This is a genomic window from Amycolatopsis sp. NPDC043887 (assembly GCF_056435665.1).
This window is the reverse complement of sequence record NZ_JBWKEB010000014.1, coordinates 224,242-245,206: the sequence shown is the minus strand read 5'-3', so window position 1 is coordinate 245,206 and position 20,965 is coordinate 224,242. Positions and strand designations below refer to the sequence as shown.

At 69.8% G+C, this 20,965-nt stretch carries 25 protein-coding genes and 1 tRNA gene; 14 read left to right on the top strand and 12 right to left on the bottom strand.

All coding sequences use genetic code 11. The features are described 5' to 3' along the window. Positions 1–58: 58 nt before the first annotated feature. Positions 59–131 (bottom strand) — tRNA-Arg (locus AC069H_RS32765). A 372-nt stretch (positions 132–503) separates the two neighbouring features. Here AC069H_RS32765 and AC069H_RS32760 point away from each other — a divergent pair. The 7 genes from AC069H_RS32760 (at position 504) to AC069H_RS32730 (ending at position 7,201) form a co-directional block, all read left to right on the top strand. Next, positions 504–1,157 (top strand): response regulator, encoded by a 654-nt coding sequence (locus tag AC069H_RS32760; protein WP_005155565.1) that lies wholly within the window; start codon positions 504–506, stop codon positions 1,155–1,157. Continuing rightward, positions 1,157–1,771 (top strand): trimeric intracellular cation channel family protein, encoded by a 615-nt coding sequence (locus tag AC069H_RS32755; RefSeq protein ID WP_478234890.1) that lies wholly within the window; start codon positions 1,157–1,159, stop codon positions 1,769–1,771. The genes AC069H_RS32760 and AC069H_RS32755 overlap by 1 nt, the downstream gene beginning before the upstream one ends. 85 nt (positions 1,772–1,856) lie before the next feature. After that, positions 1,857–2,549: a response regulator transcription factor gene (locus AC069H_RS32750; protein WP_478234889.1), complete on the top strand. Its 693-nt coding sequence runs from the start codon at positions 1,857–1,859 to the stop codon at positions 2,547–2,549. Then, complete coding sequence (locus AC069H_RS32745; protein WP_340686904.1) at positions 2,546–3,970, top strand: HAMP domain-containing sensor histidine kinase; 1,425 nt, start codon at positions 2,546–2,548, stop codon at positions 3,968–3,970. Before AC069H_RS32750 ends, AC069H_RS32745 begins: the two co-directional genes overlap by 4 nt. 22 nt (positions 3,971–3,992) lie before the next feature. Next, positions 3,993–4,499, top strand: coding sequence for a signal peptidase II (gene lspA, locus AC069H_RS32740; protein ID WP_478234888.1), 507 nt, complete (start codon positions 3,993–3,995; stop codon positions 4,497–4,499). Between the two features lie 365 nt (positions 4,500–4,864). After that, positions 4,865–5,665 (top strand): DeoR/GlpR family DNA-binding transcription regulator, encoded by an 801-nt coding sequence (locus tag AC069H_RS32735; protein WP_478225406.1) that lies wholly within the window; start codon positions 4,865–4,867, stop codon positions 5,663–5,665. A gap of 117 nt (positions 5,666–5,782) precedes the next feature. Then, positions 5,783–7,201, top strand: a complete 1,419-nt coding sequence (locus AC069H_RS32730; protein WP_478234887.1) for a S1C family serine protease — start codon at positions 5,783–5,785, stop codon at positions 7,199–7,201. A gap of 569 nt (positions 7,202–7,770) precedes the next feature. Here the strand turns inward: AC069H_RS32730 and AC069H_RS32725 are convergent. From AC069H_RS32725 to AC069H_RS32705, 5 genes are read right to left on the bottom strand one after another with little or no spacing between them, the layout of a single operon-like run. Continuing rightward, positions 7,771–8,178 (bottom strand): hypothetical protein, encoded by a 408-nt coding sequence (locus AC069H_RS32725; protein WP_478234886.1) that lies wholly within the window; start codon positions 8,176–8,178, stop codon positions 7,771–7,773. After that, positions 8,175–9,242, bottom strand: a complete 1,068-nt coding sequence (locus AC069H_RS32720) for a molybdopterin-dependent oxidoreductase (protein WP_478234885.1) — start codon at positions 9,240–9,242, stop codon at positions 8,175–8,177. Before AC069H_RS32720 ends, AC069H_RS32725 begins: the two co-directional genes overlap by 4 nt. Further along, positions 9,239–9,847 (bottom strand): methyltransferase domain-containing protein, encoded by a 609-nt coding sequence (locus AC069H_RS32715; protein WP_478225410.1) that lies wholly within the window; start codon positions 9,845–9,847, stop codon positions 9,239–9,241. Before AC069H_RS32715 ends, AC069H_RS32720 begins: the two co-directional genes overlap by 4 nt. Further along, positions 9,844–10,488, bottom strand: a complete 645-nt coding sequence (locus AC069H_RS32710; protein WP_478234884.1) for a TIGR04282 family arsenosugar biosynthesis glycosyltransferase — start codon at positions 10,486–10,488, stop codon at positions 9,844–9,846. Before AC069H_RS32710 ends, AC069H_RS32715 begins: the two co-directional genes overlap by 4 nt. Next, positions 10,485–11,141: a glycosyltransferase family 2 protein gene (locus AC069H_RS32705; RefSeq protein ID WP_478225412.1), complete on the bottom strand. Its 657-nt coding sequence runs from the start codon at positions 11,139–11,141 to the stop codon at positions 10,485–10,487. The genes AC069H_RS32710 and AC069H_RS32705 overlap by 4 nt, the downstream gene beginning before the upstream one ends. Positions 11,142–11,272: 131 nt before the next feature. Between AC069H_RS32705 and AC069H_RS32700 the strand changes: the two genes are divergently transcribed. The 4 genes from AC069H_RS32700 (at position 11,273) to AC069H_RS32685 (ending at position 15,777) form a co-directional block, all read left to right on the top strand. After that, the gene (locus AC069H_RS32700) at positions 11,273–12,625 is read left to right on the top strand and encodes a hypothetical protein (protein ID WP_478234883.1); all 1,353 of its coding nucleotides are present in this window, start codon (positions 11,273–11,275) and stop codon (positions 12,623–12,625) included. 186 nt (positions 12,626–12,811) lie between these two features. Then, complete coding sequence (locus AC069H_RS32695; protein WP_478225414.1) at positions 12,812–13,510, top strand: response regulator transcription factor; 699 nt, start codon at positions 12,812–12,814, stop codon at positions 13,508–13,510. Then, on the top strand, positions 13,507–14,556 hold the full coding sequence (locus tag AC069H_RS32690; RefSeq protein WP_340686916.1) for a sensor histidine kinase: 1,050 nt from the start codon (positions 13,507–13,509) through the stop codon (positions 14,554–14,556). Before AC069H_RS32695 ends, AC069H_RS32690 begins: the two co-directional genes overlap by 4 nt. Positions 14,557–14,610: 54 nt before the next feature. Beyond that, positions 14,611–15,777, top strand: a complete 1,167-nt coding sequence (locus AC069H_RS32685) for a serine hydrolase domain-containing protein (protein ID WP_478234882.1) — start codon at positions 14,611–14,613, stop codon at positions 15,775–15,777. A gap of 1 nt (position 15,778) precedes the next feature. On the opposite strand, the gene AC069H_RS32680 is transcribed toward AC069H_RS32685, so the two are convergent. Together AC069H_RS32680 and AC069H_RS32675 are read right to left on the bottom strand one after the other, a co-directional pair. Beyond that, positions 15,779–16,582 (bottom strand): MBL fold metallo-hydrolase, encoded by an 804-nt coding sequence (locus AC069H_RS32680; protein ID WP_340686918.1) that lies wholly within the window; start codon positions 16,580–16,582, stop codon positions 15,779–15,781. Positions 16,583–16,653: 71 nt separating this feature from the next. Further along, positions 16,654–17,715 carry an NAD-dependent epimerase/dehydratase family protein gene (locus tag AC069H_RS32675; RefSeq protein ID WP_478234881.1) on the bottom strand — a complete coding sequence of 354 codons (1,062 nt, stop codon included), beginning with the start codon at positions 17,713–17,715 and terminating at the stop codon, positions 16,654–16,656. Between the two features lie 122 nt (positions 17,716–17,837). On the opposite strand from AC069H_RS32675, the gene AC069H_RS32670 reads away from it, so the two are divergent. After that, positions 17,838–18,338, top strand: a complete 501-nt coding sequence (locus tag AC069H_RS32670; protein WP_005155592.1) for a MogA/MoaB family molybdenum cofactor biosynthesis protein — start codon at positions 17,838–17,840, stop codon at positions 18,336–18,338. Between the two features lie 4 nt (positions 18,339–18,342). On the opposite strand, the gene AC069H_RS32665 is transcribed toward AC069H_RS32670, so the two are convergent. Next, a complete protein-coding gene (locus AC069H_RS32665) occupies positions 18,343–18,621 on the bottom strand; it encodes an Rv0909 family putative TA system antitoxin (RefSeq protein ID WP_039921525.1) in 279 nt (92 codons plus the stop codon). Between the two features lie 55 nt (positions 18,622–18,676). Between AC069H_RS32665 and AC069H_RS32660 the strand changes: the two genes are divergently transcribed. Beyond that, positions 18,677–18,850 (top strand): hypothetical protein, encoded by a 174-nt coding sequence (locus AC069H_RS32660; RefSeq protein ID WP_478234880.1) that lies wholly within the window; start codon positions 18,677–18,679, stop codon positions 18,848–18,850. A gap of 6 nt (positions 18,851–18,856) precedes the next feature. Here the strand turns inward: AC069H_RS32660 and mscL are convergent, their stop codons facing one another. The 3 genes from mscL to AC069H_RS32645 all read right to left on the bottom strand — a co-directional run bounded on the left by mscL (position 18,857) and on the right by AC069H_RS32645 (position 20,412). Then, on the bottom strand, positions 18,857–19,261 hold the full coding sequence (gene mscL, locus AC069H_RS32655) for a large-conductance mechanosensitive channel protein MscL (RefSeq protein WP_478225418.1): 405 nt from the start codon (positions 19,259–19,261) through the stop codon (positions 18,857–18,859). A gap of 93 nt (positions 19,262–19,354) precedes the next feature. Then, the gene (locus AC069H_RS32650; protein WP_478234879.1) at positions 19,355–19,996 is read right to left on the bottom strand and encodes an SAF domain-containing protein; all 642 of its coding nucleotides are present in this window, start codon (positions 19,994–19,996) and stop codon (positions 19,355–19,357) included. 116 nt (positions 19,997–20,112) lie between these two features. Continuing rightward, the gene (locus tag AC069H_RS32645) at positions 20,113–20,412 is read right to left on the bottom strand and encodes an FmdB family zinc ribbon protein (RefSeq protein WP_478225420.1); all 300 of its coding nucleotides are present in this window, start codon (positions 20,410–20,412) and stop codon (positions 20,113–20,115) included. A 233-nt stretch (positions 20,413–20,645) separates the two neighbouring features. Here AC069H_RS32645 and AC069H_RS32640 point away from each other — a divergent pair, with 233 nt between their 5' ends. After that, positions 20,646–20,954 carry an ANTAR domain-containing protein gene (locus tag AC069H_RS32640; protein ID WP_478234878.1) on the top strand — a complete coding sequence of 103 codons (309 nt, stop codon included), beginning with the start codon at positions 20,646–20,648 and terminating at the stop codon, positions 20,952–20,954. The last annotated feature ends 11 nt before the right edge of the window (positions 20,955–20,965 follow it).

The window sequence follows — 20,965 nt, the reverse complement described above, 5'->3', positions numbered from 1 at the left end:
TTAAGCATGGGCCGGTGAGACACAAGACCCCTGATCGCTTCCGTGATCAGGGGTTTTGTGCCCCCGGCAGGATTCGAACCTGCGACACCCGCTTTAGGAGAGCGGTGCTCTATCCCCTGAGCTACGAGGGCATGTACTGCCACGCGCAGCCTACCGGGTGACCGGAGCCGCCCGAGCGCGAGGTCGCAAGTCACACCCGGGTGGACCAAGCGGCCGGCTCGGTGAACGCCCGGAATGCCCCGAACGGCGGTTGCCCAAGAGCCCGCAAGCGGGCATGCGGCCGGACAGCGACACTGGCCGCCTAGTGACACTCGACCTGCGGATCTGCCCAGGAGCAGCCACACTCTCCAGCAGCAAACCAGGGTCTGAATCGAGCGCTAGATCGACACAGATGACCCGCGCGGGTCACTCGTACGTGTCTGGTTTCGAAACCCTGAACAACAGTAGGTAATCTTCGTTAACGGGACGCGAGACACCGCTCCCCCGGCTGCCGGAGGGCTTCGTTGATCAAGCTCATGTTCGCCGACGACGAGGAACTGGTCCGTTCGGGCCTGCGTGCCATGATGTCGGGCGCTGCCGATATCGAGATCGTGGGCGAGGCGAGCGACGGGAGATCAGCGGTCGAGGTCGCCCGGCGGTACCACCCTGACGTCGCGTTGCTCGACATCAAGATGCGGGCGCCTGACGACGGTATTCGCGCGCTGAGGGCCATCCTCGCCCTGCCGGATCCGCCGACCGTCGCCATGTTGACCACGTTCGACATCGACGACTACGTCAGTCTCGCGCTCAGGCTCGGGGCCAACGGCTTCCTCCTCAAGGACATCGACCCGGCCGCGCTGCTGAGGGCGGTGCGCGACCTCGCCAGGGGAGGCGCGGTGCTCGACCCCGGGGTCGCGGCGCGCATGGTCCAGTCGCATCGGGACGAGCAGCGGGCCGCGCAGCCGGCGCGCAAGCTGCTCGCGTCGCTGTCCGAGCGGGAGCGCGAGGTCGTCGGGCTGATCGGGCAGGGGCTGTCCAACGCGGAGATCGGCGGACGCCTGCACCTGTCCGAGGCCACGGTCAAGGGCTACGTCTCGGCCGTCCTGTCCAAGATCGGCGCGGCGAACCGGGTGCAGGCCGCGCTGCTGGCGTACCGCGGTGGCCTGCTCGACCAGTAATGATCCTCACCGCGCTCGAGTTCCTCGGCTTGATCGCGTTCGCCGCTTCGGGTGCGCTCGCGGCGGTGCGGTCCAGGTTGGACGTCTTCGGAGTCGTGGTCGTCGGGTTGACGACCGCGCTCGGCGGCGGGGTCATCCGTGACGTCCTGCTCGGGATCACGCCGCCCACGACCCTGCGGACCTGGCCCTATCTCGCGGTCTGCGGCGGGACGGCGCTGGCCGTGTTCGTCTTCCATCCGCAGATCGCGAAGCTGCGGCGCGCCGTGCTGCTCGCGGACGCGCTCGGGCTCGGGGTGTTCGCGACGGCGGGGACCACCATCGCGTTGAACGCGGGCGCCACTCCCTACGCGGCGTGCTTGATCGGCATGACGACGGGTATCGGAGGCGGCGCCGTGCGTGATCTTCTCCTGCGGGAAATCCCGCTCGTGCTGCGGAAGGAGATCTACGCGGTCGCGGCGCTCGCGGGGGCCGTACTCGTCGTGATCGGTCACTCTCTGCGACTGCCGCCGGGGGCGGTGACGGTGGTGGCAGCCGCCGCCGTGGTGGGGGTCCGGATGCTCGCTTTGTGGCGGAGATGGAACGCACCCGTTGCGAAAGGGCCCGAGACCGGCTGAAACGTCATCTGGACCGCCGGATTTCCTTTGTTGGTTCTGTGTGTGTTCTTAGGCGAGTCTCAGCACTCTGCGTAAGACTGTCGTCATGCGCATCCTCGTAGTGGACGACGACAGGGCCGTCCGTGAATCACTCAGGCGATCCCTTGAGTTCAACGGGTACCAGGTGGAACTGGCCGGGGACGGCGCACAGGCCTTGGAAGCGATCATCGCCAACAGACCCGACGCGATGGTCCTCGACGTCATGATGCCGCGGCTCGACGGCCTCGAGGTCGCCCGGCGGCTGCGGAGCACCGGAGACGACCTTCCGATCCTCGTCCTCACCGCGCGGGACACCGTTTCCGACCGGGTGTCCGGCCTCGACGCCGGCGCGGACGACTACCTGCCGAAGCCCTTCGCGCTCGAAGAGCTGCTCGCGCGCCTTCGCGCGCTTCTGCGCCGGGCGATCCCGGATCCGCAGGCCGGACAGAACGCCGAGGCCCTCTCGTTCGCGGACCTCACCTTGGACCCGGGGACGCGTGAGGTGCGCCGGGCTGGGCGGGAGATCAGTCTCACGAGGACCGAATTCGCCCTGCTGGAGCTGTTCCTCTCCTACCCGAAGCACGTTCTGACCCGCAGCCGGATCCTGGAGGAAGTGTGGGGATACGACTTCCCGACGTCGGGCAACGCGCTGGAGGTCTACGTCGGTTATTTGCGCCGAAAGACCGAGGCTGGGAACGAACCGAGGCTGATCCACACGGTGCGGGGAGTGGGCTACGTCCTGAGGGAAACCCCGCCGTGACGGAGCCGGTCCCGGTCGTCGACGTGTCCGAAAAGGATCCACGCGGCGACCGCTGGGGCACGCGGCGCTTCTCGCTCCGCGGCCGGGTGACGCTGCTCGCGGCCGCTTCGGTGGCGGGTGCGGTGGCGCTGGTGTCGCTCGGCGCGTACCTCGTCGTGCGCGACAACCTCTACCAGCAGGTGGACGACAACCTGCTCGCCCGCGCGCAGGCCGCGGTCGATTCGCCGCAGGTGCAGACCGAACTGCAGCAGGTGCCCGGCGCCTTCCTCGCCAGCGCGGACCTGCAGATCGGGCAGCTGACGGTCGGGGAGAAGGTCCGGCTGACCTATCCGCAGTCCGGGAGCCGCCCGCCGTACGGCGAGGACGAGATCGCGGTCGCCTCCGGGGACAAGGCCTTCTCCCTGCGCACCGACCCGAGGACCGACAGCCGCGTCGTCGCCCTCCCGCAGGGGGACGGCCAGGCGATGGTGCTCGCCCAGTCGCTCGGGCCGACGAAGCGCACCCTGAACGAGCTTTCGGTGGTCCTGTTCCTGATCGGCGGCGCCGGGATCCTGGTCGCCGCGGCCGCGGGAACGGCCGTCGCGAGAGCGGGCCTGCGGCCGGTCGACAGACTCACGTCGGCGGCGGAACGCGTCGCCACCACGGGTGATCTGCGGCCGATCCCGGTCAGCGGCGACGACGAACTCGCCCGCCTCACCCAGAGTTTCAACACGATGCTGGGCACGGTCGCCGAATCGCAGGAGCGGCAACGGCAACTCGTCGCCGACGCCGGCCACGAACTCCGCACCCCGCTGACGTCGCTCCGCACCAACCTGGAGCTGCTCCTGTCCGCGAGCAGGCCCGGCGCGCGGACGCTGTCCGACGAGGACCGCAGCGACATCGAGGCCGACATCCGCGGCCAGCTCGACGAGCTGACCCAGCTGATCGGCGACCTCGTCGAACTGGCGCGCCAGGACGAGCCGCGGATCGAGCACGAGCGGGTCGAGATGGTCGACGTCGTCGAGCGCGCGCTGGACAGGGCACGCCGCCGCGCGGGCGAGATCGAGTTCGACGTCTCGCTCCAGCCATGGGTGCTGACCGGCGACACGAGTGCGCTGGAGCGCGCGGTGCTGAACCTGCTGGACAACGCGGTGAAGTTCTCGCCGGAAGGATCGACGGTCGGGGTCCGGCTGTACCCGGTCGGCGACGGCACCGCGGTGCTCGAAGTCGAGGACTCGGGGCCGGGGATCGCCGACGAGGACCTGCCGAAGGTGTTCGACCGCTTCTACCGCTCGTCGGAGGCGCGGACGCTGCCCGGTTCCGGGCTCGGGCTGGCCATCGTCCAGCACGCGGCGCAGCGGCACGGCGGCGACGTCTACGCGGGGCGCGCGTCCACCGGTGGCGCTCTGATGACCTTGCGGCTCCCGGGAGCCCCGGCCTGACGGGTGATTACGCTGACGGGTGATGAGCACCGAGAACGCGCCTGAGATGCCGCCCCGCCGTCTGCTGTGGACACTGCTGGTGGCCGCGGTGCTGCTGGCCGCCGACCAGCTGACCAAATGGTGGGCCGTCGACGTCCTCACCGGCCACGCGCCGATCCCGGTGATCGGCGACTTCATCCGGTTCCGGCTGCTCTACAACCCGGGCGCGGCGTTCTCGCTGGGCGCGAACTCCACCTGGATCTTCGCGATCCTGGCCGCGGCCGCGGTGGTCGCGCTGCTGTGGATCTCCCGCAAGGTCCGCTCGGCGGGCTGGGCGATCTCGCTCGGGCTGCTGCTCGGTGGCGCGACGACGCATCTGGGCGACCGTTTGTTCCGCGAGCCCGGTTTCGCGCGTGGCCACGTCGTCGACTTCATCGACTACAACGGCTGGTTCGTCGGGAACGTCGCCGACATCGCGCTGTTCTTCGGCGCCGTCTCGCTTTTCGTGCTGAGTTTCCGCGGCGTCCCGATCGAAGGCGTCAAGGAATAACGAGACAGAACTCGTTGCCTTCCGGATCGGCGAGTACGCGCGCCCAAGGCGACGAGCCGTTCGACGTCGTCTCCTGTCAGGTCCAGGTGCACCCGGTTCTTGGCGACCTTGGATTCGGGAACCCGATTGAAGAAGAGCCGCGGTCCCGACGCTGCTTCGACCAGTACCGAAGGATCGTCTTCGGGGCCCGAAAACTCCAGTGAACGAAGGCGATCAAGCTCTCCTTCGACATAGGGTGCGACTTCGTAGCCGTCGAGCGCGGTCGCCCGGAAACGGGCGAGCGAAGCCGGATGACGGCAGGCGGCTCCTCGTCGCGCCATGTTTGATCGTGTAGGATTTTGTGCAGTTGATCCAAGGAGGCTTTCGTGCTCGCGCGGCAACGGCAGGCGGTGATCCTCGAGGAGGCGCGCCGGACCGGGGCGGTCCGGGTCAGCGATCTCGTCGCGAGGCTCGGCGTCTCCGATATGACGGTGCGCCGCGACCTCGACGTGCTCGCCGGCCGCGGACTGGTCGAGAAGGTCTACGGCGGCGCCACCTCCGTCGCCGGCAAGAGCACCGACGAGCCCGGATTCGAGGCCAAGTCCGTGCGCCAGCGCGCGCAGAAGGAGGCCATCGCCGCCCTCGCCGCCGGGCTGGTCCGGCCGGGCACCGCGATCGGCATCTCCGCGGGCACCACCACGTGGACGCTGGCCAGGGCGCTCGACGAGATCCCGGGCCTGACGATCGTCACGAACTCCATCCAGGTCGCCGACGTGCTGCGCGGCGTGAACCGGCCGGATCGCACGGTGGTCCTCACCGGCGGCGTCCGCACCCCGTCGGACGCGCTGGTCGGTCCGGTCGCCGTGCAGAGCCTGCGGTCGCTGCACCTGGACGTCGTCTTCCTCGGCGTGCACGGGATGGCCGAGGGCCCGGGGTTCACCACGCCGAACCTCACCGAGTCCGAGACCGACCGCGCGCTGGTCGAAGCGGGCCGCAAGCTGGTCGTGCTGGCCGACCACACCAAATGGGGCATCGTCGGCATCTCCACGATCGCCGGGCTCGAAGAGGCCGACGTCGTCGTCTCGGACGACGGTTTGCCCGACAAGGCAAGGGAAACGCTCACCGAGCAGGCGGGTGAGCTGATGATCGCCGAAACGGCGGAGACGGCTGAGGCCGAAGAAGCGTGAAACGCCCGGCCGGGAGACGCGAACAGGCTGCGCGCCACCCGCTGCCGGGGCCATACTCATGTCCGATGCACAGCTTTGGCTCAGGAACTTCTCAGGACCATCCCGCAAGGTGAAGACATGACCGAGAACGACCCCAGCGGCCAGGACGCCGAGAAGGCGCGGCCCGCCGGCGCTCAGCCGGACGCGGAGCCGAGCGCGAGCTGGGCGGCCCAACCCGCGCCGCAGCAGCCTGACGCGACCGGCCTCGGCGGCCATGCCACTCCGCACACCGGAGCGCAGCAGGCCTACACCCCGGAACAGCAGCAGTACAACCCGTGGTCTCCCCAGGCGCAGTCTCAGGAACACCAGACGCAGGGTCACTACGCCCAGGGACACCAGGTGCCGGGCCAGCAGACGCCGTTCACCCAGCAGGGTCCGTCGGTGTACGCGGTCCCGCGGCAGCGGCAGGCGCAGAAGTCCACGTCGGGCAAGCTGCTCGCCGGTGTCGCGGCGATCGCGCTGGTCGTCGGCGGCGTCGCGGGGGGCACGGTCGGCTACCTGACCGGTGACGCGTCCGGCGGCTCTTCCGTGAACGCGCTCGACGCGCCGAAGCCCGCCCAGCAGACGGGCAATCTGCCCGCCGGTTCGGTCGAAGCGGTGGCACAGAAGCTTTCGCCGAGCGTGGTCGAGCTCCAGGTGTCGGGGCGCTCGGGCGCGGGCGAGGGTTCCGGTTTCGTGCTCAGTACCGACGGCTACGTACTGACCAACAACCACGTCGTCGAGGTCGCCGCCGGTGGCGGGCAGATCCAGGCGGTGTTCCAGGACGGCAAGAAGGGCACGGCGACCGTCGTCGGCCGTGACCCCACGACGGATATCGCCGTGGTGAAGGTCAGCGGTGTCAGCGGCCTGACCCCGGTGGAACTCGGCCGCTCCGACGACCTGCGCGTCGGGCAGCCGGTGGTCGCCATCGGTTCGCCGTTCGAACTGACGGGCACGGTCACCTCGGGCATCGTCAGCGCGCTGAACCGGCCGGTGAGCGCCGGCGGCAACGGCGACCAGACCACGGTGATGTCGGCGGTGCAGACCGACGCGGCGATCAACCCCGGTAACTCCGGTGGCCCGCTCGCGAACATGGCGGGTCAGGTCATCGGCATCAACTCGGCGATCTACAGCCCGAAGTCCGCGCAGGGCCAGGGCGGCGAGAGCGGCGGCAACGTCGGCATCGGCTTCGCGATCCCGATCGACCAGGCGCGCCGCACGGCCGACGACATCATCAACACCGGCCAGGCGACGCAGACCTTCATCGGCGCGCGAGTGCAGACGGCGCCGACCGGCGGAGCGCAGCTCGGTGAGATCTCGCCGGGCAGCCCGGCGGAGAAGGCGGGCCTCAAATCCGGTGACGTCGTGACGAAGCTGGACGACCGGCCGATCCCCAACGCGGACGCGCTCGTCGCCGAGATCCGCACCCGGGCGCCGAACGACAAGGTGAAGTTCACGCTCAGCGGGGACAAGGTCATCGAGGTGACCCTCGGCGGGCAGCCCGTCACCCCGAACTAGCCCATCCAGAGACGCTCGGCCGCAGTGCGCGGCCGAGACCAGCTCCGGCTCGAACCCCCAGCGGGCCGGACCCGAAGAGGCCACGCGCGACCGGCTGCCAATCCCGGTCGCGCGTGGCCCTTTCTAGGGAGAAGAAGAGCGAACGTGTCAGGTTCGTGGGCGGGGCCGGCGGTGGGCCGAAGCCGCCCTTCGCCGCGTCCGATGCAGCGAAAGAAGCCTTCGACTGAGGCAGGTGCGTGGCCAGCTGAGCCTCCGACGAGCGCAGGAGGCCTTCGTGACATGGTTCCGGACTGGCCATGGGAGCCGATCGTGGCCCGAGTGTCCACAAGGGACACTTTCGCGTGATGAAATGTCTGGTTTATGGCTAGATGTGCGGTTCTTGATGGGGGGTCGTGAGTGGCAATGACGGTTAGAACGCTCATTGCCACTCACGACCCCCGCGCAAAGTGATCAAAATGGACACTGTTACCCGACTGGAGTCCCTTGTGGACGATCAAGAGCACGCCAGGCTTCGGGCGGCCTACTTCGCCACTGACTCGATCACGCCACCTTTGACTTTCGACCCGATATCACGCTTTCCGCCGGACCAGCGCGGTCACGAGCACGCCGAGCCAGACGACCGCCAGGGTGACGAGCAGGCCGGTGACGGTGTCGGCGTCGTGCAGGCCCGGGTTCCGAGCGCCGCCGAAAGGACGCCACAGCAACGGGAACGCGAGCAGCGTCAACACACCCGTGAGCACCGCGCCCGTCTTGACCGGGGTCTTCCAGCGTTCCGGGAGGAACCTGCTCAGCGCGAATCCCACGGCCCCGACCAGCGGCGCGATCAGCAGATCGTGCGCCAGGGGACCGCCGACGAGCCACCCGAGTGTCCCGAAGACGTCCGGGCGCAGCGGGAACGCGTACTCGGCGAACAGCACCGCGCCCCACGCGAGCGCGGCGAGGCCGGGCAGGAACAGCAGTAGCCGCAACGTCTTCACAGCGTCTCCAAGCGGGTGACCCATTTCGTCTGCAGGACACCGGGCCGGTTCGGGGCGATGATCCGGCACGGGAAGCCGTGGTCGGCGTCGAGCACTTCACCGTTGAGTTCCAGTGCCAGCAGGGTGAGTTCGTCCGCGGTGTGCTCGCCGGGGAGATCGCTGATCCCGTACGGCCCCGCCTTCTCCAGGGAGAACACGCGGACCGGCGTGCCCGGTGTGCTTCCGGCGTGCCGCAGCAGTTCCGGCAGCGAGACCCCGCTCCAGTGCGCGGACTCACTCCATCCCTCGACGCACGCGATCGGCAGCTCGGCCGAAGTCCTCGGGAGGGCTCGGAGCTGTTCCAGCGAATAGGTCTTCGTGCCGTTCGGGGTCACCACAGAAAGCCGCCAGCCGGGGTCGTTCGCCGTGTCCAGGACGCCTGCCGCCGCGGCGGTCCGGTTCACCGGCAGCCCTTGTGGCCCCTTACCGCTGCGCCACGAGAGGCCGGAAACGTTGCGCAGCAACGGAACCGTCGCCCCGGCCGTCGCGACGACGGCGACCCCCGCAGCCAGCCAGGTCGTGCGGAGGAAGGCTCGTCGCGACGGTTCGGGCTTCGTCGTGAGCGCGCGGCGGATGATGGGGAGCTTCACCGCGATGTGCACCAGGATCGAGCCGATCGCCACCCACGCCACCGCGTAGTGCAGCTGCGGGAAGTAGAAGTTCCACGGATAGTTCTGCGCGACGTTGAACAGGCCGGTGGCGAGCTCGAAGAAGGCGGCCGCGGAAAGCACCAGGATCGACAGGCGTTCGAGCGCGTGCGGCAGCGAGCGGATCACCGGCCGCTCGAACAGTTTCGGGTAGACGCTCCAGAGTTTGGCCAGCAGCAAGGGAATCGACGCGATACCGGAGAGCACATGCGTGCCCTGCGTGACCCGGTACAGCCAGACCGGGCGGCTCGGCCAGCCGAACCACGACGGCGGATGCTGGACGAGATGGCTGAGCAGGCCGGTGACGAAGCACAGCGTGAACGTCACGGCGAGCGCGAGCCCGATCCGCGACGTCACCCGCTCCGAAGGGGTGTTCATGCTTTCTCCAGGCAGGCGAACCAGCGATGGCCGTGGCTGGTGGACCACGCGACGCGGAACGCCGTGCGGGCGGCGAGGTCCGCGATCGCCTCGACGCCGACCCACGCCCAGGTGAACCAGGCGCCGTTGTCGGGACGGAGGCGGACTCTGTCCTGGCGAAGGCCGCGGCCGGGTGGGTCGAGTTCGACGAGCACCGTCCCGCCGTCGGTGATCAGTTCCGCCATCCGCGCGAGGAGGCGGTGCGGATCGCCGCCGATGCCGATGTTCCCGTCGGCGAGCAGGACATGCCGCCAGCGCCCTTCGCCGGGAAGCCGGTCGAACACGTCCCGGTGGAGCGCGGCGGCGCCACGGGCGTGGGTGAGCCGCACGGCGGTGGCCGAGATGTCGACGCCGAGCGAGGCGACGCCGCGTTCGGTCAGCGCGGCGGTGAGCCTGCCGGGCCCGCAGCCGACGTCGAGGGTCGGGCCGTCACAGGCGTCGAGGAGAACGTCGTCGCCTTCGCAGGGGATGGCGGTCCAGCGGTCGACCGGCAGGTCGACGCGTTCGCCGGTCGCCAGTTCCAGCCAGCAGCGGTGGCCGAGCAGGCCGCGGTCGAAGGCGGTCACCGGACTTCGGCCACCGCTCGGGCGAACCGGCCGTGCGGAGCCGCCGCCGCGACCCGGCGCGCGTCCGCGAAAGTGTCTACATCGGACAGTGTGGGCAGGGCGCCGGGGCGGAGGCCGACGCCGGCCAGTGCGCGCAGGGTCTGACGTCCGGTGTCGTCACGCGACATCGGCACCCCGGCGAGAGCCTTGGCGTGCGAAGGATCCTTGAGCCCGAGCGCCCACCAGCCGCCGTCCTCGGCGGGCCCGAGGACGGAATCTCCGGGCCGGTCCGCGGCTTCGGCCAGGAGCGCCGGGGTGACCTGCGGGGTGTCCATCCCGATCTGCAGCACCGGTTCCCCGGCGCGGGGCGCGTCGGCGTGGGCGTTGACGAGCCGCAGGTCGAAACCTTCCCCGCGTTGGGCGATCACCTCCGTTTTCCGGAGTATCGCGGCGATCTCCGTGCCGCGGGCGGCCTTGCCGAGTTCGCCGGTCATGGCGACGACCACGCGTGCGTCCGGCGTTCGGAGGGCGGCGTCGAGGGTGTCGAGCAGTGAGGCGGCCGCGATCTCGGCGGCCTGCTCCGGCGTCGCGGGCGGGCACAGCCGCGTCTTCGCGAAACCGGGCACGGGCGCCTTGGCGACGATCAACAGGCAGAAGGTCATCGGCTCAGCACCCGCCCGAAATCCCGCGCGGCACGGAACGTTCCCCGCAGCGAGCCGGAGACCTTCGACTTCGTGCCCTTGGCACGTTCGCCGTAGGACACGTCGAACTCGGCGACCCGCCATCCCGCGCGCCTCGCCTTGATCAGCAGTTCGAGCGGGTAGCCGAAGGCGCGATCGGTGACGCCGAGATCGAGGAGCGCCTGCCGCCGGACGGCTCGTAGCGGCGCGATGTCGCGGACCGGCAATCCCTTGTATCGCAAGAGCGACGAGATCACGGCGTTGCCCGCTCTCGCGTGCCACGGCCAGACACCGGGACCGCTGGGCATCCGCCGCCCGACCGTCAGCTCGGCGTCGGCGAGGCCGCCGACCAGCATCGGCAGTTCCGCGAGGTCGAGGGAACCGTCGGCGTCGGCGAAACAGACGACGTCCGCCGTGGCCGCCTCCAGCCCGGTGTGCACAGCGGCGCCGTAACCGCGCCGGGGTTCGTGGACGACCTTCGCCCCGAGCCCGGCCGCGATTCCGGCGGAACCGTCCGTGGAACCGTTGTCGACCACGATCGCCCGATACCGCTCGGGCAGGGCCGCCAGCACGCCGGGAAGGGCACCGGCCTCGTCGAGACACGGGAGCACGACGTCAACCTGGTCATCGTTCACGCAACGCACGTTAAGTCCGGGATGGAGGGATCAGAACCCTTGTGCTGCTTACCGAATTCTGACGTCGGCGAAGTTCTTACCGAGTTCTGACGGACCGCGGCACCGGGCCGTCGGAGGCCGAAAACGCGGTTATGGTGCCGGTGATGTCCACAGTCACCGCCCCTTCCCGCACCGGCCGCCGGGCCGATCTGATCGCCGTGGGGCTGGCGATGCTCGTGGTCGCCGCCGCCATCGCGGTCGGTCTCCACTACAACCGTCCCGGTTCCGGCGTGGTGATCTACGCCTTCGCGCCGCCGTTGTTCGGGCTGTGGCTGCCGCATGTGGGTCCGGGCTCGGTGGCCGCGGTCGTGCTCGCGCTCCTGGTCGTCACCAAAGGTCCCTTGCTCGCCGCCCGGCTGCGGTGGCGTCCGCTGCTCGCGCTCGGCTACGTGACCGCGCTGGCGTGGACGTTCTCGCTGGCGATGATCGACGGGTGGACGCGCGGGTTCACCGGCAGGCTCACCACGGAACACGAGTACCTGCACGAGGTCCCGGGGATCACCGACATCCCGAAGATGCTGGACGAGTTCTCCTCGCGCATCCTGGATTTCCAGCCGGATTCGTGGACGACGCACGTCTCCGGGCATCCGCCGGGCGCCACGCTGGTCTTCGTCTGGCTCGACCGGCTCGGTCTGCAGGGCGGCGCGTGGGCCTCGACGGTCGTCGTGCTGGTCGGCTGTCTCGCGGTGGTCGCGGTGCCGGTGACGCTCGCCGCGCTGGGCAGGCAGGACGCCGCGAGGACCGTCCTGCCGTTCGCCGTCCTGACGCCGGGCGCGATCTGGATCGGCGTGTCCGCGGACGGTCTCTTCGCGGGTGTCACGGCGACCGGGATCGCGCTCCTGGCGCTCGCCACGCGACGGCGGATCCTCGCGCTCCCCGGCGGTCTGCTGCTCGGGTTCGGGCTCTTCCTCTCCTACGGTCTCGTGCTGCTCGGCCTGATCGTGCTCGCCGTCGTCGTGCTGACCCGCGAGTGGCGGATCCTGCTTCTCGCCACGGCGGGGGTCGCCGCGGTCGTCGTGGCGTTCGCGCTGACCGGGTTCTGGTGGATCGACGGCTATCACCTGGTGGTCGAGCGCTACTACCAGGGAATCGCGACGCTGCGTCCGTACTCCTACTGGGTGTGGGCGGATATCGCGGCGGTGCTGATCGCGCTCGGCCCGGCCGTGATCGCCGGGACGCGGCGGGCGGGCGCGGAGTTCCTCGCCGAGCCGAAACGGTCGTTCCGCGAGCCGGTCACGCTGATCGTGGCGGCCGCGGCGCTGGCGATCGCTTTCGCCGACCTGTCCGGCCTGTCGAAGGCGGAGGTCGAACGCATCTGGCTACCGTTCGCGGTGTGGCTGCTGCCCGCGGTGGCGCTGCTGCCGCCGAAGGGACGGCGGTGGTGGCTCGCCGCGTCGGCGGCCACGGCGCTGGTGGTGAACCATCTGGTGCTGACGAGCTGGTGAGTACCTGTTGGCGGAGCTGCGACGAATCCGGAAAGGTGACAATACGCGTGAACCCGCCCGGCCGAAGGCCCCGCTACCGCGGTGGCAGGGCGCCCTTGCAACCCGACGTGAGTCGCTCGACCGGGCAGCGTCCTGCCGACGTCGATCGCGGCCGCGGGTTCACTGACAGACGATGAGGTGGGCTGCATGACAGAGCAGGGCCGCGTACTCGTGGTCGACGACGACGAGACCGTGCGGGACGTCGTCCGGCGATACCTGGAGGTCGCGGGCTTCGAAGTCGACGTCGCCGGGGACGGCACCGAGGGGCTCCGGCTGTTCTCCGCGACCGGGCCGGATCTCGTGGTCCTCGACGTCATGATGCCCGGGCTCAACGGGCTGGAGGTCTGCCGCCGCCTGCGGCAGGTGAGCCAGGTGCCGGTCGTGATGCTGACCGCGCTCGGCGAGGAGGAGAACCGGATCGCCGGGCTCCAGCTCGGCGCCGACGACTACGTCACGAAACCGTTCAGCCCCAAGGAACTCGCGTTGCGCGTGGCGTCGGTCCTGCGACGGGCACGGATGCCGCGGCCCGAACCGGCGGCGCGCGTGATCACCGACGGCGACCTCGCGTTGCAGATGACCGCGCGGCAGGCGGCCCTCGGTGGCGTGGAACTTCCCCTGACGAGCCGGGAATTCGATCTGCTCGCGTTCTTCCTCACCCATCCCGGCGTGGCGTTCTCCCGCGCCGATCTGCTGGAGAAGGTCTGGGGCTGGGACTTCGGCGATCAGTCCACCGTGACCGTCCACGTGAGACGGTTGCGGGAGAAGATCGAGAAGAACCCGGCGAAACCCGTCCGCGTCGCCACCGTGTGGGGCGTCGGCTACCGGTACGACCCGGTGCGGCGATGATCGGCTCCGGTGAGTCGTTCGGCGAGATGCTGGCGCACGCCTGGCATATCCTGCCGTTCGCGCTGATGTTCGCGCTGCCGGTGATGCTGCTCGGCGGGCTGGCGCTGTACCTGCTCCGGCGCGGCTCGCTGGCCAGCACGATGACGATCCTCGTGCTGATCCCGGTGCTCGCGACGCTGATCGCCGTGCTCGGGATCAGCGGGTTCATGTTCACCCCCGCGCTGACCACGATGACGCTGGTCTGTGTGCTGGTCGCGCTGGTGACCGTGCCGGCGGCGCTCGTGCTCGGCCGCGCGATCGCGCGCCGCAGCGTGTGGGAGCGGGAGGCGCGGGAACGGGAGCGCGCGGCCGAGGCGTCGCGGCGCGAACTGGTCGCGTGGATCAGCCACGACCTGCGGAGCCCGCTGGCCGGGATCCAGGCGATGGCCGAGGCCGTCGCGGACGGCGTCGTCGCCGACCCGATCGAGGTCACCGGCTACGCGCGGCGGATCAGCGGTGAGACCACGCGGCTGTCCGGCATGGTCGGCGACCTGTTCGAACTGTCGCGGATCACCGCGGGCGCGCTGCGGCTGACCATGGCCGCCGTGCCGTTGCGTGACGTCGTGAGCGACGCCGTCGCCGCGCAAGCGCCGCTCGCCGAGCAGAAACGCGTGCGGATGATCGAATACGCCGAAGTGTGGCCGGTCGTCTCCGGCAGCGATCCGGAACTGGCGCGGATCGTGCGCAACCTCGTGTCCAACGCCGTACGGCACACGCCGCCGGACGGGACGGTCGCGGTCCAGATCGGTATCGACGGCGGCGAGGCGCTGCTCGCGGTCTCCGACGGCTGCGGCGGGATCCCCGAGGACGAGATCGGCCGGGTCTTCGACGTCGCGTTCCGCGGGACGACGGCGCGCACCCCCGAGCGCGGTGGGCTGGCGAGTGGCGGCGGACTCGGGCTCGCGATCGCGAAAGGCCTCGTCGAAGCCCATCGCGGCCGCATCGGCGTCCGGAACGACGGCCCCGGCTGCCGGTTCGAGGTCCGGCTTCCGCTCGCCATGCCCTGACCGTGTCAGCGGCGTGTCACCGCGGTGTCAGCGCGGGAGGCGATCGTTGCCGCCATGACGACTTCAGCGAAGCGATTCTTCCGACGGGCCGGGATCACCGCGGTGGCGGCCGCACTGCTGGCCGGGGTGACACCCGGTGTGGCCGCCGCGGACAAAGGACGGGACCGGCCGGATCTGCGGGCGATGGCCGAGCAGATCGCCGCCTCCGGTTTCGCCGGGACACAGCTGCGGGTGCACGACGCGCGGGGCGACTGGACCGGCAGCGCCGGGGTGCGCGAGCTGGGCTCGGCCGCCAAGCCGCCGACGAACGGTCGGTTCCGGATCGGCAGCAACACCAAGACCTTCGTGTCCACGGTCGTCCTGCAGCTGGTGGGGGAGGGCAAGGTGGGCCTGGACGCGCCGGTGGCCGGGTACCTGCCCGAGTTCGGCCTCGACCGGCGGATCACGGTGCGGATGCTGTTGCAGCACACCAGCGGCCTGTTCGACTACACCGGCGCGATGCTGCCCGACGGCACGATCGTGCCGGGAATCCCCTTGACCGGTAAGGAGTTCCTGGACAACCGGTTCCACACCTACCGGCCGGAGGAACTGGTGCGCTTCGGGCTGTCCAAGCCGCCGCTGTTCGCGCCGGGCACGGACTGGACCTACACGAACATCAACTACGTCCTGGCCGGCCTGGTGATCGAGAAGGTCTCCGGCCGCCCCTACGGCGACGAAATCCAGCGGCGGATCCTGCGGCCGCTCGGACTGCGGGACACCGTGGTGCCCGGTACCTGGCCGGGCATCCCCGGGCCGCACGCGCACGGCTACTACCGCTACGAGGAGAAGCCCGGGCAGTGGAAGACGGTCGACATCACGAACCAGAACCCGTCGTGGGCGTCCAGCGCCGGTGAGCTGATCTCGACCACGAAGGACCTCCACACCTTCTTCTCCGCGCTGCTGGGAGGAAAGCTCCTGCCGGCCCCGCTGCTCGCCGAGATGCGCAAACCGCACCCGAAGGGCGGCTACGGCCTGGGCGTGTACGTCCAGGAAGCGAGCTGCGGCACCGTCCTCAAGGGCATGGGCGGCTTCCACGGTTACGGGACGGTGATGGCCAGTACCCCCGACGGCAGCAGGACCTTCGAGCTCTCCATGACCTACGGCGACTCGGACGCCGATCTGGGGCAGGCCTACAACAAGGCGGACCAGCTGCTCACCAACAAGGTGCTCTGCGGCAAGTAGGTCAGAGCCGCAGGAACCCCATGTCCGGGAAGTGGGCCGGCGCGATGATCGCGCCGGTCTCTTCCGCTTCCGCGAGGAACCGCTGCCGGGTGCGGAGCGCGAGTTCCGGGTCGACGTCGCCGAGGAAACCCACGCGCGTGTCCGTCAGCTGCGCGGGCGTGTGCAGGACGTCGCCGAGCAGCAGCAGGCGCTCGTCGTCCGCGGTGATGTCGAGGACGTAGTGGCCGGGCGTGTGACCGGGGGCGTGCCGCGCCACGATCCCGGGGGCGATCTCGACGACGTCGCCGCTGATCGCCTCGGTCAGCCCCGCGCCGCGAGCGGTCTCCATACCGACACGGCTCCATTCGCCCGTCCCGGCGGGCGCGATCAAGGCGTCCCAGTCGAGTTGGCCGAAGACGACCTGAGCGCCGGGGAAGGTCAGGTCGCCTTCGGGGGCGATCCAGCCGATGTGGTCGTTGTGCAGGTGGGTGAGGAAGACGGTGTCGATCTCGTCGACCGGGCAGCCCGCCTTGTCCAGCGCGGCAGCGAGGTCGCCGCCGGTGCCCATCGGCGGGGTGGGGTCGCCCTTGGCAGGCGTCATCCCCGGCGGGAAGGCGAACTCGCGCGGGCCGAGGCCGGTGTCGACGAGGATCGTGCGGCCGTTGCCGCGGATCAGGTACGCGCCGGTCGGGACGTGCACGGTGCCGTCCTCGTCGAAGACGTCCGGGTGGGCTTCGGGGTCGAGACCCGGGAAGAACGCGAGCGGCAGCCTGATCAGACCGTCCCCGATCGCTTCGATCTCGATGTCTCCGACGGTGATGCCCACCAAAACCCCCAAAAAAGTCGATTCCGTTGCCGGGAACGACAACCCAGCGGGGGCCGGGTCTGTTCCCGGTTTCAGAGACCGACCGGTTCCCGCAGCTCAGCGGTGGCGAACCCGGCGATGCCTTCGGCGAAACCGGTTCGCGCGGTGAAGCCGAGCAGCTGCCGGGCGCGGGCGGGGTCGGCGACGACGTGCCGGACGTCGGCGGGCCGGGCACCCCCGGCGATCTTCGGCGCCGGTCCGCAGCAGGCCTTCGCGAGTTCCTCGGCGAGTTCGCCGACGGAGTGGGGTTGCCCGGAACAGATGTTCAACGGGGTCAGGTCACCTTCGGGCCCGTCGGTGCCCAGCGCCAGGACGTTCGCCCTCGCCACGTCGTGGACGTGCACGAAGTCGCGCTGCTGTTTCCCGTCCTCCAGCACGATCGGCGCCTCACCGCGCAGGAGCGAGGACCGAAACAGCGACGCGACGCCCGCGTACGGGGTGTTCTGCGGCATCCGCGGCCCGTAGACGTTGTGGTAGCGCAGGGCCCAGACCGTTCCGCCGGTCTGCCGCGCCCACGCGGCCGCCAGATGTTCCTGCGCGAGCTTGGTGGCCGCGTAGGTGCTTCGCGGCCGCAGGGGCGCGTCCTCGGGAACCAGCCGCCAGTCGAGTTCGGCGCCGCAAGCCGCGCACGCGGGCTCGAAGCAGCCGGCGTCCACATCGGACTGTTTCCGCGGCGACGGCGGCACGATCCCATGGATGGGGCATTCGTAGCGGCCTTCGCCGTAGACGACCATCGACGAGGCGAGCACCAGCTTCCGGACTCCGGCCTGGTGCATCGCGGCGAGCAGGACCGCGGTCCCGTAGTCGTTGTTCAACGCGTACGACGGCGCGTCGGACGGATCGACGCCGTGTCCGACGACGGCCGCCTGATGACAGACCGCGTCGACGCCGTCCAGCAGCCCGGCCACCAGGTCCGTGTCGGTGACGTCGCCACGCAGGAACCGGTGGCGGCCGGTGTACCCCGGCGGGTGCGACGAACCGTGCGCGGTGCTCAGGAGGTTGTCGAGGATCACGACCTCGTCACCTCGATCGGACAGCAGATCGGCGATGTGGGAGCCGATGAACCCGGCCCCGCCGGTTACCAGTGTTCGCACCGTTCCGACGCTAAGGGCGATCCCCGGCGGCGGCGCCGGATCGCGGGCTCACGTCAGGGAATCGTCACAACTACGCGGCACCGCTCAAGCGAAGATCAGCCGAAACCGGATACGGTGTGACCATGGAACGGAGCGCACAACGGCTGGGCCGCGCACTGGTGGTCATCGTGGACGATCGGGTCGCCCACGGCGAACACGAGGACAACACGGGACCGCTGGTCACGGAGCTGCTCGAAGAGGCCGGGTTCATCGTCGACGGCGTCGTGGTGGTCGAGGCCGAGACGGCCGCGATCCGCAACGCGCTCAACACCGCCGTGATCGGCGGTGCCGACCTGGTGATCACCGTCGGCGGCACCGGGGTCTCCCCGCGCGACCGCACTCCCGACGCGACGGCCGGTGTGCTCGACCGCCCGATCCCGGGCATCGGCGAAGCGCTCCGCGCGTCCGGCCTCGCCGCCGGCGCGGTGGACGCGGGCATCTCCCGCGGGCTCGTCGGGGTCTCCGGCAGCACGCTGGTGGTCAACCTCGCGGGTTCACGCGCGGCGGTCCGCGACGGCATGGCGACGCTCTCGTCGCTGGTGCCGTACGTGATCGACGAGCTGTCCGGGCTCGAAGAGGCCTAGTTCTTCAGTTCTTCGGGGCGGGTCCGGGTTCGGTCCCGGGCTCGCCCTTCTTGTCCTGGTGCAGCACCCCTTCCACTTTTTCGGTGACCTGGCCGATCTTGTCCTCGAACCGGCCACCGGTGACCTTGTTCGCCCCGGCCGACGCGGCCGAGACACCCTTGGCCGCGACGTCGCCCGCCTTCTCGGCCAGCGGCCCGGCCTTCTCGCGGACCTCGCCCGCGACCTCTTCCGCCTTGTGGATGGCCTGCGCGGCCAGCCCCTTCGCTTTGTCGACGATGCTCATGCGCTGATGGTCCCACCGGTGGGCGGCCCCCGCGACCGGTGCGAAAATGGACGTCATGCCAGGTGAAGACGAAGACAAGCGCCGCTGGGCGGCGGAGAAACGGCGGGTCGACGAGATCTTCGGCGACGTCCTGCCGGACACGACCTCCGACGAGCGAGAGCCGGGGCAGCGCTCCCCGGACTCCGACTCGTGGTTCCTGGAGAACCGGCCGCCTCATCACGACCGGTGATCCGGCTCAGCTCGCGCGGTTCTGCTGCGCGCGCAGCAGGTCGCGGATCTCGGTGAGCAGCTCGACATCGGTCGGCTCCGAGGGGCCCGCCTCTTCACCGCGCTTGCGCCGCTCCTGGAGGTGCTTGACCGGCAGCACGATCACGAAGTAGACGACGGCCGCCACGATCACGAAGTTGATCGCCGCGTTGATCACGCCGCCGAAGTCCATGAACGTCGAGTCGTTCGCGCTCAGGATGTTGAACCCCAGCCCCTTGGCGGCGTCCGAACCGCCGATGGCGTTGATCAGCGGTTTGATCAGGCCGTTCGTGAAGGCCGTGACGATCGCCGTGAACGCGGCGCCGATGACCACCGCGACCGCCAGGTCGACGACGTTCCCGCGCATCAGGAAGTCCTTGAAGCCCTTGATCAAGACGCTCTCCTCTTTCACCTGGGACGGTTCGCCGACCGTCCCATCTCCATACCGGGGGGACGCAGGCGCCCGCCGCCACAGGGCAGGCGCGAGCTAGCGGAGGGTAACCGTTATGGAACGTTCCAGCGAGCTGGCCGCGACTCGTGTCGCGATCGCGGACGGCAGGGAAAGCAGCACCAAAGGTCCCTTGCTCCCGGCACCGGAGGTCTTCGGGTCGCGGGTGCCCTGATCGCCCACCGCCGCCACGACGGCCGCGCTGGCCAGCACAGAAGCCTCATGCCCGGCTGCGGCGGCCGCGACGACGTCGACCCGGTGGCCAGGCCTGAGCAGCTCCGTGACCCCGGCGTCGGCGAGCCGCACCGGGACAGTTGAATTCTCGGGATCACCCGATCCGGGGATACCCGCGTCCAGCAGACGGACGTCCGTCAGCGGTTCACCCGCCCGCGCCGCACCGACGAGCATCCGTCCCTCCACCGAGGACGGCAGGCCGGTGGCGCCCTGGGGACGGACGTCGTCCGGGAGGTCGACGAGTTTGACGTCTTCGGCACGCAGCAGCGAACCTGCCGGGAGGTCGCGGGCGGAGACGACGGTCGCGGTGCCGGGCGTGCCGCGGGCGGACGCGGGCAGGAACAGCGCGATCAGGCCGCCGAGCAGCAGGGACAGGGCGAGCCAGCGGCGGAGCAGCCGGGCGGGCCTGCCGTGGAGTCTTCGCAGGACGGGCAGATGGTGGAGCACGGGATTCCCCCTCGTCGATCGGTGATGATCTCGACGCTAGGGGCGGGCGCGCTGCCCTGGAAAGTACGAAAACCCCCGGCTGTGGATAACCGGGGGCCTGTGGACAACTCGGGACGTCAGGAAGCGGCGGCGGCCGTTTTCGTCGTACCCGTGGAGGAGGATGCGGCGCTCTTGGTCTCGGTCTTCGACTCCGACTTGGTCTCGGTCTTGGCCGGGGCCGAGGTGGTGCTGGCCTTCGAGTCGCGCGAGTCGGTGCGGTAGAAACCGCTGCCCTTGAAGACCACGCCGACCGAGCTGAAGACCTTGCGAAGCGGGCCCGAGCACTGCGGGCACACGGTCAAGCTCGCGTCGGAGAACGACTGCACGGCCTCGAAAGCGTGGTCGCATTCCTTGCAGGCGTATTGGTAGGTGGGCACTGCTGCTCCTTCGTGCATTGGCACTCAGCCGACAAGAGTGCTAACGCCACACGGTACCGGGGCATTCCGACGCAGGTCAAACAAGGTTTCCCAAGGTCACATGACGACCTGGTCACGCCACTTGTACCGCACCTGGTCCGCGCCGGTGTGCGGTGACCCGGCCGACCGGGGCGAGTCGATCTTGACCGGCGTGGGATGAGGTGGCGCGCGATCGGATGCGGTGAGATGACCTCATGACGTCACAGGATGGGCAGGGGGAAGCGGCGGAACTGGGGCAGCTGAAAGAAGCCATGCATTCGCTGCCCGTGATCGAGCAGGCGAAGGGCATGTTCATGGTGTTGCGCACCTGGGGGCCTGACGAAGCCTTCGAGGCGCTCGTGAGCATCTCGCAGCACACGAACGTGAAACTGCACGACGTGGCGGCGGTGGTGGTCGCCGCGGGGAGCGGCAGCTGGGTGTCCGGGGTCTATCCGCTCGTGTACGCACGCGTTCTCGAAGAGGTTCGGCCGTTCTTCGGCGGACTGGCTGAAGACAGTGCGTAGGGCAGGCCAAC